We start from the raw sequence: 17,357 nt of genomic DNA on the forward strand, positions 1-17,357 counted from the left end.
AGATCTGCAATCCGTCACTCCGATCAGGTCGGCGTTGGAGCGACGGCTCGGGAAGATACGCCCATGCTCAAGGTGGTCCACGACGCCGAGGAGTTCAACGAGCCGGCCGGTGGGTCGCGTGTTTCCAAATTAGCCGGCGGTAGGTCTGTCACTGGCGAAAGCGCGCGCCGCGACCGAGCGGGATCTGATAGCCTTCCGAAAATTCAAACTCGATTTTGTCCGGATCGTTTACGCTGATAGCTTCGAAAATCTGGAGCAGGTCAAGGTCCCCTTCATAATTGTCGGTGCAGCAATGGCTTATGGCACCAGGATCTTTGATAGTATTTACTTCCAGACCACAATGCGCTCGTGAATGGTCCTCCGGACATCTGGATTGATTTACCTGAGCAGCGGTAGCCGTGCGACTCTGCGTACTTATGGAAATGCTGTCGCTCTGCGGATCATCGCCGCCGCAGCAGCTAAAGAACTCGCTGCAGTGCCTCAACGTCCGCGTCACGGTCAACGCAAACGCGACAGCCGCCGCCAAGCTCGATCTCGACGATTCCGGCCCTTGCACACTGCGCAGGCGGTGAAGACAACGGTTATTGGGTCGATCGTCCGCACTGAGCGCGAACTTGAATCTTACCCAATGTTACCCAACATTCGTTTGAAAAGCCGCTTAGGGCGAAAAAATGACGGATTAGCATCCCTGCGCCTCGGCCTTGGGCGAGGAGGGCGCGCGGGTTTTTGGGCCAACGAGCCCAGAGGAGGGAATGATGACAGGAAGCTCGCTGCCTTTCGCGGTTATCACATGGGGCTTGCCCTTAACGTTCTCAGCTGCGTTGCGCCTTTGGCTGGAACGGTCACAGGATTCACCCAAGTCAAGGCGGACGAGATCAACCGGCGTCAGTTTGAAGGCGCGTCGATTGTTTGGGCCTATAACATTCATCCGTATACCGACGCGGTGGCAGCCCAGTTGTCGGAATTCGAGAAGCCGACGGGCATCACCTCGAACGCGGCCTAACCTTCGGTGCGGTAAAATGAACGCCAGACCATTGATGTTCTTTGGAACGACGAATCTCGATCTGTGCTTCAATGTCGAGCGGCTCCCAACACCGGGTGAAAGCCTGATGGGTGCGTTGACCCGTCACCCCGGAGGAAAGGGCGCCAACCAAGCCGTTGCGGCCGCCCGGCTCGGCCTAAAACCACACTTCTACACGTATCTCGGTGATGATGATGCCGGTCAGTCGCTTTTAAAATCGCTTATGGAAGCGGGCGTTCGCACTGAGGCAATTACGGTCTGTGCAGGCGAAGTCTCAGGCTTGGCCGTGGTAATGGTCGCTGACGACGGCTCCAACATGATCGTTATAGACCCAGGCGCCAATTCGAAGGTGGGGCCTGACATGATCGAGAGCGCAACCAAATTCATAGAGCGCGATGCAATCTTCGTCGCCGAAATGGGTATGCCGATCCCCGCACTCAATCGACTGTTCGAGATGAAGCGTGAGAAAGGCTTCGATCTTATTTTCAACCCGGCCCCGGTGAGGCCAGGTCTTCCATCGGCTGCATGGAGAAACGTTGATTTCGTCACGCCGAACCAGACGGAAGCCTTCGAGTTAACCGGAATTGAGGTTTGCGACTTCGAGAGCGCTGCACGCGCGGCGGAAAAGCTGCTTGATCTCGGGCCGGGCGCCGCGCTGATCACCCTCGGAGCGCAAGGAGCTTACTATGCCGACTGTACAGGTTCCTTTTCTCTGCGAGCTTTTCCGGTCAAGGTGGTCGATACCACGGCCGCGGGAGATGCCTTCAACGGAGCATTCGCAGCATCGCTCGCTCAACGGCTACCTCTTAAGGAAGCGGTTAGAAAGGCGCTAGCCGTTGCAGCCTTGTGCGTAACACGGCGCGGCGCTCAAAGCTCAATGCCGACGGCTCAGGCAGTTGACGAGTTTCTTCAGTCTCAAACGATCTTGGAGTTGGAATGACCGAACACTTCTCAGTTTCCGACCGAACGGTGCTCGTCACCGGCGCCGGCGGCGGTATTGGCTCTGCCATTGCCAATGCGTTTCGCCAGGGGGGCGCGAACGTCGTCGCCACCGATGCTAACTTAGAGAACCTCAGAGATACTCTGCCAAGGCTGCCCTATGGTAACGGCATACTTCCCATGGCGATGGACGTCGCGCGCGAGGAAGACATCGGGCGGGTCCTGGAAGACATTGCCAAACACTTTGGTCGGCTGGACGTGCTGGTCAATAATGCAGGCATTAAATCCGCCCAGGCGCTGCTCGGTGGAAACTCCGAGAAAATTGAACGTACGATCCAGATCAACTCGGTCGCTGTCCTGCGCTGTTCAAAGCTCGTTATTGAGCGCTTCATGAGAAACAGGGGCGGCCGTATTGTCAATGTCGGCTCCTCGTTGTCCTCGCAAGGCGCAGTGTTCAACTATCAGGCTGGCGGAAGCGACTATTGTCTTTCGAAGGCAATCGTTCACGACGTGACCAAACTGCTTGCCTACGAATGTGCGCCCCTTAGCATCAATGTGAACGCGATCGCGCCCGGCATTATTGATACTCCCATGCACGGTCGCCCGCGGGAGGAGACCGAAGCGCGCCACAGCGGCCGCATTCCGTTGGGACGCGTTGGAGTGCCCGACGATATCGCAGGGCTTGCCGTGTTCCTTGCCAGTCCTGCAGCTTCCTACATTACAGGGCAGATCGTTCATGTGAACGGCGGGATGCTGATGAATGGTTAGCCCAAGCTCTCATCTCAATTGGCCGCCTATCGCGGGGGTCATTTCGGATCTCGATGGCGTCCTCTATCGTGGAGATGCCGCAATAGCCGATGCCATAGAAGCGTTTGGTCGATGGCAAGCGGCCGGACTGCCGTTCTGCTTCGTGACAAACAATTCGACGCACACGCCGGAGGACGTCGTCCACAAGCTAGAAGCGTTTGGAATTGCGATAGGACCGAACGAAGTGGTTACCAGCGCGATTGCGGCCGCAGAGCTCGCGCGAACGAATTACCCGGGCGCGAAACGGGTATATGTTATCGGCGCGGCCTCGCTCTTGAACGCGGTCGCCGCGGTCGGGCTGGACGTTACTGACCGAGAGCCCGAGATCGTCGTAATGGGTCTCGATCGCCACATCACACATGAGAAGATGCGGATCGCCGTTGAGGCGATCTTAAAAGGGGCCGCCTTTATCGGAACCAACCCTGATCTCCTCTTGCCGACCGCCAATGGATTTGAGCCGGGGGCAGGAGCAATGATTACCGCGGTGGCCGCAGCGACCCGGACCAAGCCCCTGATCGTTGGGAAGCCCGAACCGCACATGATCGAAACTGCGCTTTCCCGCCTCGGGTCGGTGCGCAGCGCCACACTGATGATCGGCGACCAGATTGCGACGGATATTCAGGCAGGTAAGGGAGCTGGTCTTCCGACTGTGCTGGTCACGACCGGCGTTCCGCCCCGAGAGGATCCCGCACTCGCGCGACCAGATTTCATCGTATCGAGCTTGGCAGAGATTGAGGTCCCGACGGCGCCGGTTGGAACCCCGCGACAGAGGAGAGCGTGATGGCCGATGTCGTTTCGATGGCGTCAGCAAGGCCTACGGGACTATCCGGATCCTGCGGAATATCGACCTGACAATCGACCATGGCGAATTCGTCGTGTTCGTCGGGCCATCCCGGTCCGGCAAGTCGACGCTGCTGCGCATGATTGGCTGGGCTGGAGCGGATTGGCGGTGGCGGTTGCTAATCGATAATGAAGTCGTCAACGATGTTGATGCGGCTGATCGTAACCTCGGGAAGGTCCTTCGACTCAGCAGCGTCACCCACATTTGCGGCAGCGCCCGAAAAGAGTCTGTCGTGACAAAAGCGCCAGCCCCCGAGCTGCTCAATAGATCCGGCAAGGTTCGTCTTGCGGCCCCCCGGCGGACTGCCATCTGTTCATGATGAAGGAAAAAGCCCTGCGACGGTTGCAAGCGCTTGGAAAATGGAGCTAATTTTATCTGGTGCTGGCCGGCAGCAAACTCGGTCGTTAGACGCGGGCGGGTGAGGTGAAGGGAGACGGTATCAAGCAGTTCTTCCGGAACTCCCGTTCCTTTGTGTTGGGGGCGGGCATCGGATCCGGCATGGCCGCACGAGCGGCCGAGCGAGCAGGAGCGGATTTCGTCCTGGCGCTCAATGCCGGTCGATTTCGCGCGATGGGCGGCTCTTCGCCCGCTTCAATCCTGCCAATCCGCAATACCAACGATTTCGTGGCCGGCTTCGGTCGGACCGAGATCCTGCCCAGCACGAAATTGCCGGTATTCTTCGGTGCGTGTACTTTTGATCCGCAGCTCGACATTGATCGTTGGCTCGACCGGATCAGCAGATGGGGTTTTGCGGGCGTCACTAATTTTCCTTCCGTCATCCACATTGATGACTACAGGAGATCATTGCTTGAGAAGGCCGGGCTGGGTTACGCCCGCGAAATAGAGCTGCTGGTGAAGGCGGCAAAACGTGGCCTGATGACCATCGCCTATACTCGGACCCAGTCCGAAGCAAGGCGCATGGTTGAAGCCGGTACTCAGGCCATCTGCATCAATTTCAATCTCAACCGTGGCGTTGAAAGCGCATCTGACCCATCGATCAGCCTGTCGGAGCTTGCCGCGCGCGCGAGCGCAGTCGCGCGTGTGGCTCAATCCGTCGACCGAAACGTGATCTGCCTCCTTGGCGGCGGGCCGATAACGAAGCCGGACGAACTTTTGGATATCTGCAGCGAGACGGGCGTCAAGGGTTTCATCGGGGGCTCCTCGCTCGATCGCGTCCCGCTGGAGATGTCGGTCCTTGAGATCACCTCGGGATTTAAAACTCTTCACTTGTTGCGGGAGAAGGTTGACCTCCTTGAGCGCCAGCTCCAGTTGAGCGGCTTCAGGCACGGCATCATCGCGCAGTCCTCAGTCATGAAACGCGTTCTTGAGACCGCAAAGCGTCTAGCCTCTCATTCAAGTCCGGTGCTCGTTTGGGGCGAGCCCGGGTCGGGCAAACGAAGGATAGCCAGCCTGGTCCACGCCTTCAGCGATCGCAAGCACGCGAACGCAGCGCTATTTCAATGCCGACCCGGTCCGCCCATCGATACGGTCGGTGCGCTTTTCGGGGCCGAGCGCGACCAGCACAGAAGACGCCAACTGTCGCTGCTGGAAAGTGCAAGCGATACGACTGTATTGCTGCTGCATCTCGATCAGCTTTCGCGTGATGGGCAAGAACGGCTCGCCGATTACCTCGAGACCGGCAGTTTCGCGCCCTTGAACGGAGCATCCATTGTACGCTCTGGCGCTCGAATCATCGCAACTGCCACGATCGCACGCGCAGCGGCCCTTCAAACGGTGTTGTGTCCCCGCCTGCTCGGCTTGTTCTCGGGGTTCGACATCAAGCTCCCCGCCTTGCCAGACCGATTGGAGGACCTTCCACAGCTGGTTCAGCATTTCACGGTCGAGGCAAAGGGGGACTCGAACGCCCAGACCCTCGCGCTCGAAAATTCGGCATTTTTGGCGCTCGCTGGCCATGATTGGCCCGGCAACCTCAGGGAATTGCGCCAGATCGTGAACCAGCTGGTGACGCTTCCGGATGCGCATATCAGCGCAGGCATCCTGAGGCCACTGTTGAATACGCCCGCACCGACTAAGCCGAAAAATGCATTCTCGGAGCGGGAGTGGGTCATCGAAGGCTTGAAGCGAAACAGGCTTCATCGCGGAAAGACGGCGCGTTCTCTCGGGCTTTCTCGAAAAACCCTCTACAACAAAATCAAGAAGCTGCGGATCCTAGAGTAGCAGTCCGACCGTTCAGCCTGCTCAGCCAAGCGATCGAAGCGATCCCCTCCAGAGACTTAAATACTTGTCGTGGCGACAGGCGGCCCAACCAACCAGATGCTCTCTCTTTGGCTAGGCCGATTGCTGCCGTGGAGCTGCGCTGATCTCGGCTGAAACACCGAGGGGAACATCGCTGAGCCAAGCGCGCTTCTGATCGACATTGTCAGTTGCTCGGCTGCACTCGGCGACGATTTTCTCCGCATTGCTTATTCGTGCGAATGATAAAGAACTGAAGTTTTCGGTTCGCGCGCGGATAGCGCCGCCCAAGCCCAAGACGATTGGCGCTTGCTGAGGAAGGTGCCTCTGTGCAAGACAATTGGTCTCAGATGCGCATTAACGGGGACCATTCTGTGACAGCCTCTCTTGATGGCCAAATTCGCGACGGCCGCCATCATATGCAGGTCCGCGTTTATTTCGAGGAACCGACGCCGGCCAGATTGTTTATCACGCGAATTTTTTGCGCTTCATGGAACGCGGCAGAACGAACTACTTGTGCCTACTCGGAACCAGTCAGCAAGCGCTGCTCGAGGAAACGCAGAACGGCGCGCCCGGCTTTGCCTTCGTTGTCCGTTCGATGACAATCGATTATCTAAGACGAGCGGCCTTGGACGACCTGCTCGACGTCATCACAGTCCCGCAAGAGGTGAGCGGCGCGTCGATCGCCTTGCTGCAGGAATGCAGGCGGGGAGACGATCTCCTAGTCACGGCGTGTGTACGCGTGGCGTTTATCTCAGGCGGAAAGGCGCAGCGCATACAGGGCCCAGATAAATCCGCCCCTCGTTCATGCTACGGTCTTCCAGCGACCCAATGAAATCAAGGCGCTAGACTTTTGTTGCGATATCGTCAAACCGGAGTTGCCTGGCCGGACATATTGTTAACGTAGGAAAACGGTTGCTCACCGTGCGAAACGCCCCCATCTTCATTGTTTATGTTTCCTTTGTTGAAGACCGAGGCCAATATTGCCCTTCAGGAGTATTCCCCACGGCCTGTCAAGACGGCCAAATGCTTCTCCGGAAAGCCCGTCGAGACCATGATAGGTGAGCCTCGATATAAGAATGTTGCGATCTACGGCCGAGCCGACGGTGTTCCATTGGAATCGTCCCCGCTGAGCCAGAGCCGCGATCCGCCTTCGAACGACCAACCAGCGGCGTAAGCAATCGGCGGCGCGCCGGCGGGTGCTTTCGCGTACAGCGGTGCATCCGACGATTGCGTCCACGGGTCGGCGCCAAAATGGTAATTCAATCCGACTTTTCCGATGTGATAGTTGCTGGACAGGGACGTTGTGTTCGCGGGAAGAATTGCGAACGGAGGATTTTGCACCGTCGGCGGAGTGGCGACACTTGGCCCACCGAAATAAGGTAATCATACTCGGCTTTGACCGACCATACAGGGCTAAGCGCTTGCTCGACGCCAAGCCCGATGGTGCCGCCGAGGCGACCATAGTCGAAATGGGTTTTCTCCTGTGGCTCGCCGCCTTCAAAATTGTTGACGACGTCGCCGCGATTGTTTTACCAGGCAACGCCTCCCTGGAGATAGGCCAGCGTCTGGCCCAGCGCGCCAAAAGCGTAACCGACGCGACCCGTCCCGGTGGTAAAGACGTTGGGGCCTGCCTTGCAGTTTGAGCTCAAGATAAAGCCGGAGGCCGCAAGGCAGGTATTTGTACCGTCGGAGACGGCCCCGTTGGCATCGAGTTCGATGCCAGACACCCAGCGATTTTTCTGCCAGTTGTAACCGATCTGGCCGCTTGCCAAGAACGCTGGGGTATCGACGGCGCCCCCATAAATCGACGGACCGTAGGGATTGCTGAAGAGGTTAGGCCGCAGCCGCCGCCGAGGTGCCCCGCAATATAGCCTCCGGACCAGCTCCACACGGCAATCGGCAGCCTCACTTCTGGCACAAGGTCGGCTGCATTCGCTGCACCCCTTGCAACGAGCGCAATTGTACCGGCTACCAAAAGAGCTCTAAATCGCATCCGATGCTTCCTCGCATTTGCTCGGTTTACAACCGAGTGCCTTAAGTTATCGCCGCAGCAAAGCGTCGTGGCGGACCAGACGCTAACGGCGGCGCGCGCCGAGTCCGTCCCGAAGATCATCGCGCTGCGGTTGGTGATGATGTCGTGAACAGAGCAAACCGCGCGCCAAAGTGAACTCGACAGGCTCGCAGGCACTTCGTTGCGGTGTAGCTTCAACTTACTGACATTTGCCTCAATCCCGACAGTCGTGTGTCAATCCCGACATTCGGCGCAGCCAGCGCGCAATAGTGGCCTGCTGGCGCGGAATTTGCGGGGCGGCCTCTGCGCAACGTGCCATGCTTCCGTGTGGCGACGCGTGCAGACCCCGACGGGGTGATCAACAGGCCATTCTGTGCGCGTGTTTGATCACCGCACGGTGTCGCCGTTGGCGGGAAGCGTTCATTAGACCGACGTCGCCAACACGACAGCAACGTTCGGCGATCCCGGATGTACATGAAGCGGGGATGGTAACAGGAGAACACATGGCTGAGACGGTTCATCCCGCCTCTCGATCGCTATCTAAGAACTGTGCGACCGTCAGAGCGTCAGCGTTGGCGCTGCACGTCGATTGCAGCCGCACCTACATCGGCAAGCTCGAAGCGGAGGGCGTGATCCAACGGAAAGGCGATTCCCGCTCGGCCAGAGCCGGGTTGCCTACCAGCGTTTCCTGCGGCGCGAGCACGGGCAGTCACTCGTCTGAAGTCCCGGCGGTGGGGGAGTTGGCACAGCCAGGAGATGGTCACCCTCGTAGCATCAAGGTCTTGAATTACGGGCATCACTCGTGTCGAACAAGCGCGCCAACGACAAACGTCGATCGAGATACGATTTTCTACAATGCCGTGGCGGCCCGCTGACACTGGAGTTCCGCAGCGCGACGCTGAAATCTTGATCAGCTCCGGCGTCAGTGATGGTTTGCCGAGATCGGGCCGAAGTCCATCAATCAAATAGCACGATGAGAGCTCGATATCTGTCTGGCCGGTTGAACATAACGTAGTTCGGTCATCGGTTCGCCGACAGTCGAGGCGGCGACTGCGAAGCCGGCCGATACTGAGGCAGGTTTCGCGGCCGAGGGCACGTCAGCGCGCAGGAAAGGTTCAAGGCAACCAGCCCATCACAGGGCCCCTCGGCCATACCGACATAGAAGGCGCTATACGGAATCGTTCCGACGAGGGTGAGCGCGCCGAGACTTGAGAGGAGCGCCATGGGACCGCGACTCTCTACGATCCACAAGAATACCGGATAGGTCATCAGCAGCGCGGCGATTTGCGGCCATATCATGATGGGCCGGCGTCCAGCCCGATCTGCGAGCCAACCGCCCAAGAGTGCCCCAGCAATGCCTACCGCATTGCTGACGACAGTGGTCGCAAAGGCGAGAGGCGCAGCAACTTGCAGGGTGTTCAGCGCATAAGTCGTCATATATTCCGTGATACAGGTAAAAATCGTGCAGCTGGCTAAAATGACCAATCCGAAGCTCATCATGCGGCGGCTGGCACGCAATTTCCTTGCGGGCTCGACGGCGAGAGCCGGCGCTTCAGGTCGATGCAGCGTTTCGGGCAGGGCCCTGCGCAACCAAAGTCAGAACGGCAGCGTACAGGCACCGAGCAGAAACGTGATCCGCCATCCGTACGCATCCAGCGACTCGCTTGTCATGGTGAGGGAGAGTACTTCTCCGACCAGCGCGCCGGCCGTTGCAGCTATTTGTTGGCTGGCAGGCTGAAACGAGACGGCAAGGCCCCGGCGTCCGCCCGGGGCCGCTTCCATCAGATAGGCGGTCGTCGGACCGACTTAGCCCCCCCAGGGCGAAGCCCTGCACCAAACGCGCGAAAATAACCAATATCGGAGCGGAGATCCCTATCGTGTCATACGAGGGCATCACAGCCAACACAACTATCGCGACGCTCATCATGACAAAACTGGCGGTCATTGCGGGCCGGCGTCCGACTCGATCCGAGTACGAGCCGATCACAATGGCCCCGATGGGGCTGGTCACGAAACCCGCTCCGAAGGTCGCGAGCGACAGCATAAGGCTGGCGAACTGATCCTTCGCGGGGAAGAACGTGTGACCGATCTGGATGGCGAAAAAGCTATACGTCCCGAAATCGTAAACTTCGAGCATATTGCCGATCGTCGCGCCCAACACGGCATGGCTAGTCAAGCCTTCATCTGCCTGAATAAGGGCCGGATTCGAGCTTTGCCGAGTGAATTGTTTAGCCACGCGCTTGGATGCGTCTCGAATGCGATCCTAAAATATTTCGACAGACTACGCGCAGCACCTTGCGCTCTGCATGAGCCAAGAGCGGGAGTCGCGCGACTCGCAATCTCGAAAAGCTCAATCACTACGGTGCAGCCGTGAGCCTGTACGTGGCCCATTACAATCTTTGCCGCGTCCACGAAGGCCTGCGGACAACGCCAGCGATCGCGCTCGGCGTCGCGGGATCGGGCCTGGGCGATGGTAATCTGTGTGGGCACACTGCGACCAGATGGTTGCGCTTGAACGGATGGCCTTGTAGCGCAGAGAATGCCGGACGCACGTACCGCTCCAGCTCGTGAACCATCGTTCGAATGTGCATTAGTGTTGAAATGGCTTGAACCGCACGTTGCGTCAGGTTGTAGAGCATGAAAATGCGGCAGCTTAGCAATGGCATGTTGGCGCAAATGACTAACAGGCAGTTCATGAGAGGTCCTGATAGCGACTGGACCCAATCATCTCGAAGATGAGGGTCGTCTCAGCAAGGCCCTGCCGCATTTTCCTGATGTGAGATGTGATGATGTGAAATCGCGGGATAAGTGGTAACGATCTCAGATTACGACGCAGGCACTTTCCAGATTTTTGGTGAGCTGGGCTACAAGGTCCAGATGGGCAACTGATCCGTGATCGAGCCATCCGTCAATCTCGCCGATGTTCGTGTCGCGACAATTGGTTTTAGCGAGAGGGGAGTGAAAGGAGCGGCTCTGAACATTCACAGGATGGAAACGACGCTCTCCACTCTCGCGTTTACGCAAGTCAATGTGGATGGCAACGAGGCAATCGCGCATTTGCGCATCACTTTGTTAGGTTACGAGAAAGCGTTGTCGCTCCGCGAAGGGGAAATAGAACGATGCCCGACGCTGCACCCCAGATCCCCGTCACGGTTCTGACCGGCTATCTCAGCTCCGGGAAGACGACGCTGCTAAACCGCATACTCTCCGAGACGCATGGCAAGCGGTTCGCGGTGATCGTCAACGAATTCGGAGAGGTCGGTATTGACAACGATCTTATCGTCGACACGGACGAAGAGATTTTCGAAATGAACAACGGTTGCATCTGCTGCACCGCCCGGGGCGATCTTATTCGTATCATCGCAGGGCTGATACGGCGCAGCCGAGCCTTCGACGGCATCGTGGTCGAGACGACGGGGCTCGCCGATCCCGCCCCGGTGGCGCAGACGTTCTTTGTCGATGATGACGTTCGCCGCAAGACGAAGCTCGGCGCCATCGTCACCGTCACGGATGCCAAGCATCTCCTGGAGCAGATCGATCGGGCTCCGGAAGTGCAGGAGCAACTTGCGTTCGCCGACATCGTGCTCGTCAACAATGTCGATCTTGTCGATGCGGGAAGCCTCGCGATAGCCGAACGGCGGATCCGAGCCATTAATCCATATGCAAGGGTTCATAGAACCGAGCCGCTGCGACATCGATCTAGCCCCGGTCTTGGGACTAGACGCCTTCAATCTCGAGCGCATCCTCGAAATCGAGCCGGGCTTCCTGATGGAAGAACACGAGCACGAACACGACGACCGGATCGGCAGCCTGTCCCTTGTCGCGGATCGACCGCTGAAACCCGACAGATTCGTGTCTTGGATTCAGGATGTCACCCAACGCTACGGGACGGACATCCTGCGCATGAAGAGCATTGCATCAATAGAAATGACGATCGGCAATTCGTCGTTCAGAGCGTGCATATGCTCGTTGAAGGCGGAAGTCAGCGTCTCTGGAAAGAGCGGGAGCGACGCCAGACACGGCTTGTTTTCATCGGGCGTGACCTGCCAGGGGACCTGCTCGGGCAGGGCTGGGCACAGAATGCTGAAACGCTACACGCATTTGCAAATGCGCTGTTAACTGGAACTTACGGTCGTTGCTTCGCATCTGGCAGATCCCTTAGCGGACGCCGCCTCCCGGTGATGCCGGTTCACGTGTGACCGTGATCCGCAACGTATCGACGTGAAAATGATGTCGCTTGATTCAATGTTTAGCCAATCTCCGACAAGACATAGCGCTTTGGAGGAACCAATGACAGCAACTCAACTGATGAGAATGGTGCGAATTCCCTATTCGCTCCGTCACGTCCCATGTGACAGCCTCTATGGCCTCGTGGATGTTCCGCGGTCGCCCGAGCCGGGCGATGTCGTCGTGGCGTCTGTCGAAAACGTTGCCAAGAACTCTACACTGGAATTGAATAACGGACGGCGCGCCTCGCTGCATGAGGGCGACGTTATCGCAGCAGTGTTTGGCAACCGCTACGCCACATTGCAGTTCGAAGGCTTGGTGGGCAGGAACGAAGATGCTTGCGATTTACTTTCGATGGGCGGGCTTTGCGGGATCGTCCAGAGCAAGCACAGCAAGGTGGCCGAGCCAACGAGACTGAGGCTTCTTGGTGCCGTTGCGGACAAGCACGGTCGCCCGCTGAAAATGCGCGACCATCATCTGAAAGCGGCGACTGCGCAGCGCTGGCCTCACATTGCCGTCGTCTGCGGCTCGTCCATGAACGCGGGCAAGACCTACACCGCCATGAGCATTATCAAGGGCCTGAGCAAAGCGGGGCGAAACGTGGCCGGAATAAAATTGACCGGCACCGCAACTGGTAAAGACACCTGGAGCATGCTCGATGCCGGAGCCTCCGTCGCGCTGGACTTCGTCGACGGCGGTTATCCGTCAACCTACATGTGTGGACACGACGAACTCCTTCAGCTTCATCACCTGCTGGTCGGCTACGCTGCCGCTCAATCTGCCGAGTACGTGGTCGTTGAAATCGCCGATGGGCTGCTGCAGCGGGAAACGGCCATGCTGCTGCAGAGCCCAAGCTTCACCAGCACCGTCGACAGCTGGATATTCGCCGGCGGCGATCCCATGGCTGCCGAATCCGGCGTCCGCATGATGCGGGGATGGGGCGTCGAGCCCATCGCCGTTTCTGGCGCTCTGACCATGAGTTCCTTGAACATCCGCGAAGTTGATGCGGCCACTGGTGTGAGTTGCCTGCGCGCCAAGGAGATAAAGGACGGGGCGCTCAATGCACTGCTCGACAGGAAGTCAACGCGCAACGCAGCATCGCCGCTACGGATGCCAGCATGAACCGGGGACTCGTCTATGAATGGACGCCCAATGCCAACCTGCCGCTAGGCGGCAGCATCGCCAAAAGCATGGTGGACTTGGGCGCATTAAAGCTGAATGGGTTGGGACGGCCGCAGTTACGAAACGACCTGATCGAGGTTCGCAACGGAGGGCGCCGCTATCGCTGCGATTCGCAGGCCGGTACTTACGAGGATGTGGCGATCGGCAACGCCGAGCCAGACTGCAATGGCGACTTTGTCTTCGAAGCGGGCAAAGGCGGTGGACGGCTCGACAAATACCCGTTTGCCCCCGAAGATTTTCAATGGCGCTACGTGCAGGCGGCACATTTCGGCGAAGTGAATACGTTCTACCACTTGCACAAATTCTCACAATATGTCGGCGAGCTATTGTGCGAATTGGGCGCAACGCCGCTTCCAGCTGTCATTACCGTCGTAAATGCTCATCACGGGGTGACGGAAACCAACGGCCTCAAGGACGGCCTCCGCAAGGCGGATGATCTCTGTTGCGCATTTCAAGGCGGACATTACCGTTTGCCCTGCAAGCGGAACAGCGTCGCCGAGCATCATCCCATCGCAGTGGAGGGTGAAATCCACCTGGGACCTGGGAGAACCCTACTCGATGGTGGTGCCCTCGTTGAACACATCGGTAGCGCCTACCGCGCCAATGCCTCGCACAACGCGGGCATTATTTATCACGAGTATGGTCATCACATCACGCGTCACACTGCCGACTTCAGGACAAACCGCCTACGTCCCCCGGCGCGCCAGGACAACAGGAAAGCGGCCATCGATGAGGGAACTTGCGATTATTGGGCAGCCACGATGCTCGACACCCCTCATATTTGGGCCTTCCATAAGCGGCATGATACCCAGTGCTGGCACCCACGCAGCCTGGTTTCGCAAAAGACCATGGATGACTTCAACGCCTCGGCAAAGGCAGATCCTCATGTGAACGGAACGATTTGGGGGAGCGCACTGTGGGACATGCGGGCGGAGATCGCGCGCAACGGTGGCAGCGCGAGGAGCGCAGATCTCCTGGTTCTGAAGATGCTGACGTTGCTCGGATCCTGCCACGATGATGTTCCGGATGTTAAACGCACGCGCAGGCTGCGCAGCGACTATCGAACAGGGCTCTCGCAGCTCCTCAAGGCCGATGCGTTACTCCATGATGGGAAATATTCGGCACTGATCCGTGACGTCTTCGCAAAGCGCAAGATCCACCTTCAGGTACCGGACGCGCTGAACGTGTCCCCGCGGTGTGAACTTGCGCAATCGCGCGGAGGACTGAGCCGAATCGCCGCGGAGGAGATACCGGAAACAGGTGACATCCTGCCGTCAGCCGCGCTCGATAGCCAGCTCGCGCGCCGGGGCGATGGAGACTTCTCGCTCATCGCAGCGGGCGACATCATGCTCGGTGACCGGACGACGCCGCTGATCAATCGGTGGGGAGAGGATTACCCCTTCGCAGGCGTGCTTCCCTTGCTCAGGCGGTCCAGTATTGTTCTGGGGAATCTGGAGGGACCGTTCGCGGCCGAGGCGCAACGCCAGGACCGCAATTTTTCATACAAGGTCGATCCGAGGCTCGCATCTTCCCTCAAACGCGCGAACATCAATGTCGTCACGCTTGCCAACAATCATTTGCTGGATTGCGGACGACAGGGGGTGCTGGAGACATTCGATGCACTTGCCGAAGCGGGGGTCCATGCCATAGGTGCGGGCACGGATGAAAAATCGGCGCACGCACCAGCCATTCTCGATGCCGAGGGGGTGCGGATCGGCATTCTCGGCTACTACTGGAACAGGCGCACGGCGGCGACACATCGTCAACCGGGCAGCGCAATTGACTCTCCGGCTTGGTTGAAATCGGATATTGAGGCACTGCGGCAGATCGTTGATCGGGTGGTCGTCACCTGCCACTGGGGTGTCCCCTACGAGCGGGTTCCAACCTCGGATGCCTGTATGAAGGCCAGGCTGGCCATTGATTCGGGAGCCGATCTCGTCATCGGCCATCACCCTCATGTCATTCAGCCGTTCGAGGTCTACAAGAGCCGGGCCATATTCTACAGTGTTGGCAACTTCACATTCGGGTCAGGAAACAGCAAGGCGGAAGGTCTCTTGGTTGCGGTGCGGTTTGTGTCGCTCAAGACGATGATCGAGCTCTATCCGATCTACATCAAGAATCGCGATCCTCGGGTGAATTATCAGCCCAAGCTCATGACGGGCGCAGCCAGTGAGAGATGTCTTGCCCGTCTCGCCGACGTGTCCGGCACGAGCGGATCCCTGTTGAGCGTCGAGAATGGCGTCGGCCGGCTCGAGCTCGCGCGGCCGAAGCACGATGAGGCAGCGCGGTGAAACTTGGCCTTCCCGACTCGCGGCATTTCCTGGCGGTAGGCTCGGCTAACGTCCCGCTGCTCGCTCTTGCAGTCTTCGCGATGCTGCTGGACGCTTTGTTAACGGTCATGAGACCGTGGCCATTGAAGGTCGTCATCGATCGCGTCATTCCCCCGTCACCAAGGACGATCCACGTACCCTTCATCGGGGAATGGTTGAGCGATCCAGCGATCGAACGGCTGCCGATCCTTTATGGTGCCTGCGCAACGACAATCCTGATTGCCATTGGCACCGGGCTTCTCACCTACTGGTATACACGGACCATGGGTGAGATTTCCCAACGTTATGTGTTCTCGTTGCGCCAGATACTATTCGCCCATATGCAGCGGCTGTCACTGTTGTTTCACGACCGCCAGCGCACCGGTGACCTGACCGCGCGGCTGACGTCCGACGTTCAATCCATCCAGGATGTCGTTGCAAACAATAGCGTCATACTGCTGGGCAACATGTTTCTGTTGCTTGGTATGATCGTCATGATGTTATGGCTGAATTGGAAGTTCGCATTGATTGCGCTTTCAGTCGCACCGATTCTGTTCCTTAGCATCTATAATAACACACGCCACATCAAGAACGCTTCGCGGCAGGCAAGGAGCAGCGCAGGACACCTCGCCTCACTTGCCCAGGAAACATTGTCGTCGATTCGCATCGTGCAGGGATTGGCGCAGGAAGACCAACTGGACAGACGCTTTGCAGCCCAGAGCACCAAAAGCTTGCAGGCCTACCTCTATGGCGTGAAATACCAAGCCGCAGTAGCGCCGATCGTGGATATTCTCGCGGCGATCGGTTTGTGCCTCGTTATGTGGTTTGGCGCTACGTGGGTCATGGCCGGCGAGCTTACGACGGGTGACGTCGTAATATTCTTTGCATATGTCACAAATCTCTACAGTCCCATGCGAGCTCTCTCCAAATCGTCGAACTCGACGGCGCGAGCGCTTGTCGGAATTGAGCGCATTGCCGAGGTGCTCAAGACGCGCAGCGACGTCGCTGACCTTCCCGGCGCCAAACCCCTGCGGGTTGGGGCGGGAGAAATCGAGTTTCGGGACGTTTCCTTTGCATATCCCGGAAGGCCGCGGACATTGGAATCGATCAACCTGGTTATCAATCCGGGGGAAACCGTGGCTATCGTGGGAGCGACAGGGACCGGAAAGAGCACCCTCGTCAGTCTGGTCCCGCGGCTTTACGATCCCGTGCAGGGTGCGGTGTTGATCGACGGGCAGGATGTTCGTACTCATTCTGTTAAATCAGTGCGCAGCCAGATCAGCATGGTGCTGCAAGATTCACTGCTTTTCAGCGGTACTATTCGCGAAAATATTGCATTCGGGCGACCAGAGTCGACGGACGAAGAGATTATCGCGGCAGCCCGCGTGGCGAAAGCTCACGATTTCATTCACACGCTGCCCGACGGCTATGATACGGAGATCTCCGAAGGGGGCACCACGCTCTCGGGCGGCCAGCGGCAGCGTATTTCCATTGCACGAGCCTGCCTGCGGAACAGCCCAATCCTCGTACTTGACGAGCCGACGAGCGGATTGGACGTGGTCTCAGAGCGGGCTGTGATCCAGGCACTCGCGGCGGCAGCAAAAGCCAGGACCACTCTGATTATTGCGCACCGATTGGCAACGGTGCGTTTCGCCGATCGCATCATCGTGTTGGATCGCGGGCGCATCGTCGAAATGGGTACGCACCAGCAGTTATTGGCGAATCTGGGAGGGTATGCCCGCCTTTATGATCTGCAATCTCTTCAGTGCAAAACCTGAAAAGCAATTTTCGGCATCCGAGATCACTGCGTGATTCCGCGGAACA

The 17,357-nt window shown here is 58.2% G+C and carries 12 protein-coding genes and 3 pseudogenes; 13 read left to right on the plus strand and 2 right to left on the minus strand.

Features of this window, described 5'->3' with window-relative positions; genetic code table 11:
• Nucleotides 1-148: 148 nt before the first annotated feature.
• A complete protein-coding gene (locus AKN83_RS40275) occupies nt 149-526 on the minus strand; it encodes a hypothetical protein (protein WP_157113720.1) in 378 nt (125 codons plus the stop codon).
• 24 nt (nt 527-550) lie between these two features.
• On the opposite strand from AKN83_RS40275, the gene AKN83_RS41580 reads away from it, so the two are divergent.
• The 8 genes and pseudogenes from AKN83_RS41580 to AKN83_RS40785 all read left to right on the plus strand — a co-directional run bounded on the left by AKN83_RS41580 (nt 551) and on the right by AKN83_RS40785 (nt 7,447).
• On the plus strand, nt 551-1,003 hold the full coding sequence (locus AKN83_RS41580) for a hypothetical protein (protein ID WP_244522220.1): 453 nt from the start codon (nt 551-553) through the stop codon (nt 1,001-1,003).
• A gap of 16 nt (nt 1,004-1,019) precedes the next feature.
• Entirely contained in the window at nt 1,020-1,961 is a 942-nt protein-coding gene (locus AKN83_RS35160) for a ribokinase (protein WP_050399966.1), read from the plus strand.
• Nucleotides 1,958-2,728 carry an SDR family NAD(P)-dependent oxidoreductase gene (locus AKN83_RS35165; protein WP_050399967.1) on the plus strand — a complete coding sequence of 257 codons (771 nt, stop codon included), beginning with the start codon at nt 1,958-1,960 and terminating at the stop codon, nt 2,726-2,728. Before AKN83_RS35160 ends, AKN83_RS35165 begins: the two co-directional genes overlap by 4 nt.
• A complete protein-coding gene (locus AKN83_RS35170) occupies nt 2,721-3,548 on the plus strand; it encodes an HAD-IIA family hydrolase (RefSeq protein WP_050399968.1) in 828 nt (275 codons plus the stop codon). Before AKN83_RS35165 ends, AKN83_RS35170 begins: the two co-directional genes overlap by 8 nt.
• Complete coding sequence (locus AKN83_RS41840; RefSeq protein WP_083992387.1) at nt 3,520-3,927, plus strand: ATP-binding cassette domain-containing protein; 408 nt, start codon at nt 3,520-3,522, stop codon at nt 3,925-3,927. Before AKN83_RS35170 ends, AKN83_RS41840 begins: the two co-directional genes overlap by 29 nt.
• 104 nt (nt 3,928-4,031) lie before the next feature.
• Nucleotides 4,032-5,786 (plus strand): phosphoenolpyruvate hydrolase family protein, encoded by a 1,755-nt coding sequence (locus AKN83_RS35175; protein ID WP_157113721.1) that lies wholly within the window; start codon nt 4,032-4,034, stop codon nt 5,784-5,786.
• 389 nt (nt 5,787-6,175) lie between these two features.
• Nucleotides 6,176-6,636 (plus strand): annotated as a pseudogene (locus AKN83_RS35180) (YbgC/FadM family acyl-CoA thioesterase).
• Nucleotides 6,637-7,225: 589 nt separating this feature from the next.
• A complete protein-coding gene (locus tag AKN83_RS40785; protein ID WP_172803665.1) occupies nt 7,226-7,447 on the plus strand; it encodes a hypothetical protein in 222 nt (73 codons plus the stop codon).
• A gap of 1,511 nt (nt 7,448-8,958) precedes the next feature.
• Here the strand turns inward: AKN83_RS40785 and AKN83_RS35190 are convergent.
• Nucleotides 8,959-9,952, minus strand: a pseudogene (locus AKN83_RS35190) (MFS transporter); the annotation flags it as partial.
• Between the two features lie 755 nt (nt 9,953-10,707).
• On the opposite strand from AKN83_RS35190, the gene AKN83_RS40790 reads away from it, so the two are divergent.
• From AKN83_RS40790 to AKN83_RS35210, 5 genes and pseudogenes are all read left to right on the plus strand, one after another.
• Nucleotides 10,708-10,974, plus strand: a complete 267-nt coding sequence (locus AKN83_RS40790) for a hypothetical protein (protein ID WP_172803663.1) — start codon at nt 10,708-10,710, stop codon at nt 10,972-10,974.
• A pseudogene (locus AKN83_RS39105) lies at nt 10,935-11,888 on the plus strand (CobW family GTP-binding protein); the annotation flags it as partial. The gene AKN83_RS40790 and the pseudogene AKN83_RS39105, both read left to right, overlap by 40 nt.
• 217 nt (nt 11,889-12,105) lie before the next feature.
• Complete coding sequence (locus AKN83_RS35200; protein WP_063695681.1) at nt 12,106-13,164, plus strand: P-loop NTPase family protein; 1,059 nt, start codon at nt 12,106-12,108, stop codon at nt 13,162-13,164.
• Complete coding sequence (locus AKN83_RS35205; RefSeq protein WP_050399972.1) at nt 13,161-15,515, plus strand: CapA family protein; 2,355 nt, start codon at nt 13,161-13,163, stop codon at nt 15,513-15,515. The genes AKN83_RS35200 and AKN83_RS35205 overlap by 4 nt, the downstream gene beginning before the upstream one ends.
• A complete protein-coding gene (locus AKN83_RS35210) occupies nt 15,512-17,311 on the plus strand; it encodes an ABC transporter ATP-binding protein (protein ID WP_050399973.1) in 1,800 nt (599 codons plus the stop codon). Before AKN83_RS35205 ends, AKN83_RS35210 begins: the two co-directional genes overlap by 4 nt.
• The last annotated feature ends 46 nt before the right edge of the window (nt 17,312-17,357 follow it).

This window comes from Bradyrhizobium embrapense (genome assembly GCF_001189235.2).
Taxonomy (GTDB): domain Bacteria; phylum Pseudomonadota; class Alphaproteobacteria; order Rhizobiales; family Xanthobacteraceae; genus Bradyrhizobium; species Bradyrhizobium embrapense.

Bases quoted from the DNA above. Each gene is read 5' to 3' on its own strand.
- AKN83_RS35205 (WP_050399972.1), top strand. From the start codon at position 13,161: ATGAACCGGGGACTCGTCTATGAATGGACGCCCAATGCCAACCTGCCG.
- AKN83_RS35165 (WP_050399967.1), top strand. From the start codon at position 1,958: ATGACCGAACACTTCTCAGTTTCCGACCGAACGGTGCTCGTCACCGGC.
- AKN83_RS35160 (WP_050399966.1), top strand. From the start codon at position 1,020: ATGAACGCCAGACCATTGATGTTCTTTGGAACGACGAATCTCGATCTG.
- AKN83_RS35200 (WP_063695681.1), top strand. From the start codon at position 12,106: ATGACAGCAACTCAACTGATGAGAATGGTGCGAATTCCCTATTCGCTC.
- AKN83_RS35170 (WP_050399968.1), top strand. From the start codon at position 2,721: ATGGTTAGCCCAAGCTCTCATCTCAATTGGCCGCCTATCGCGGGGGTC.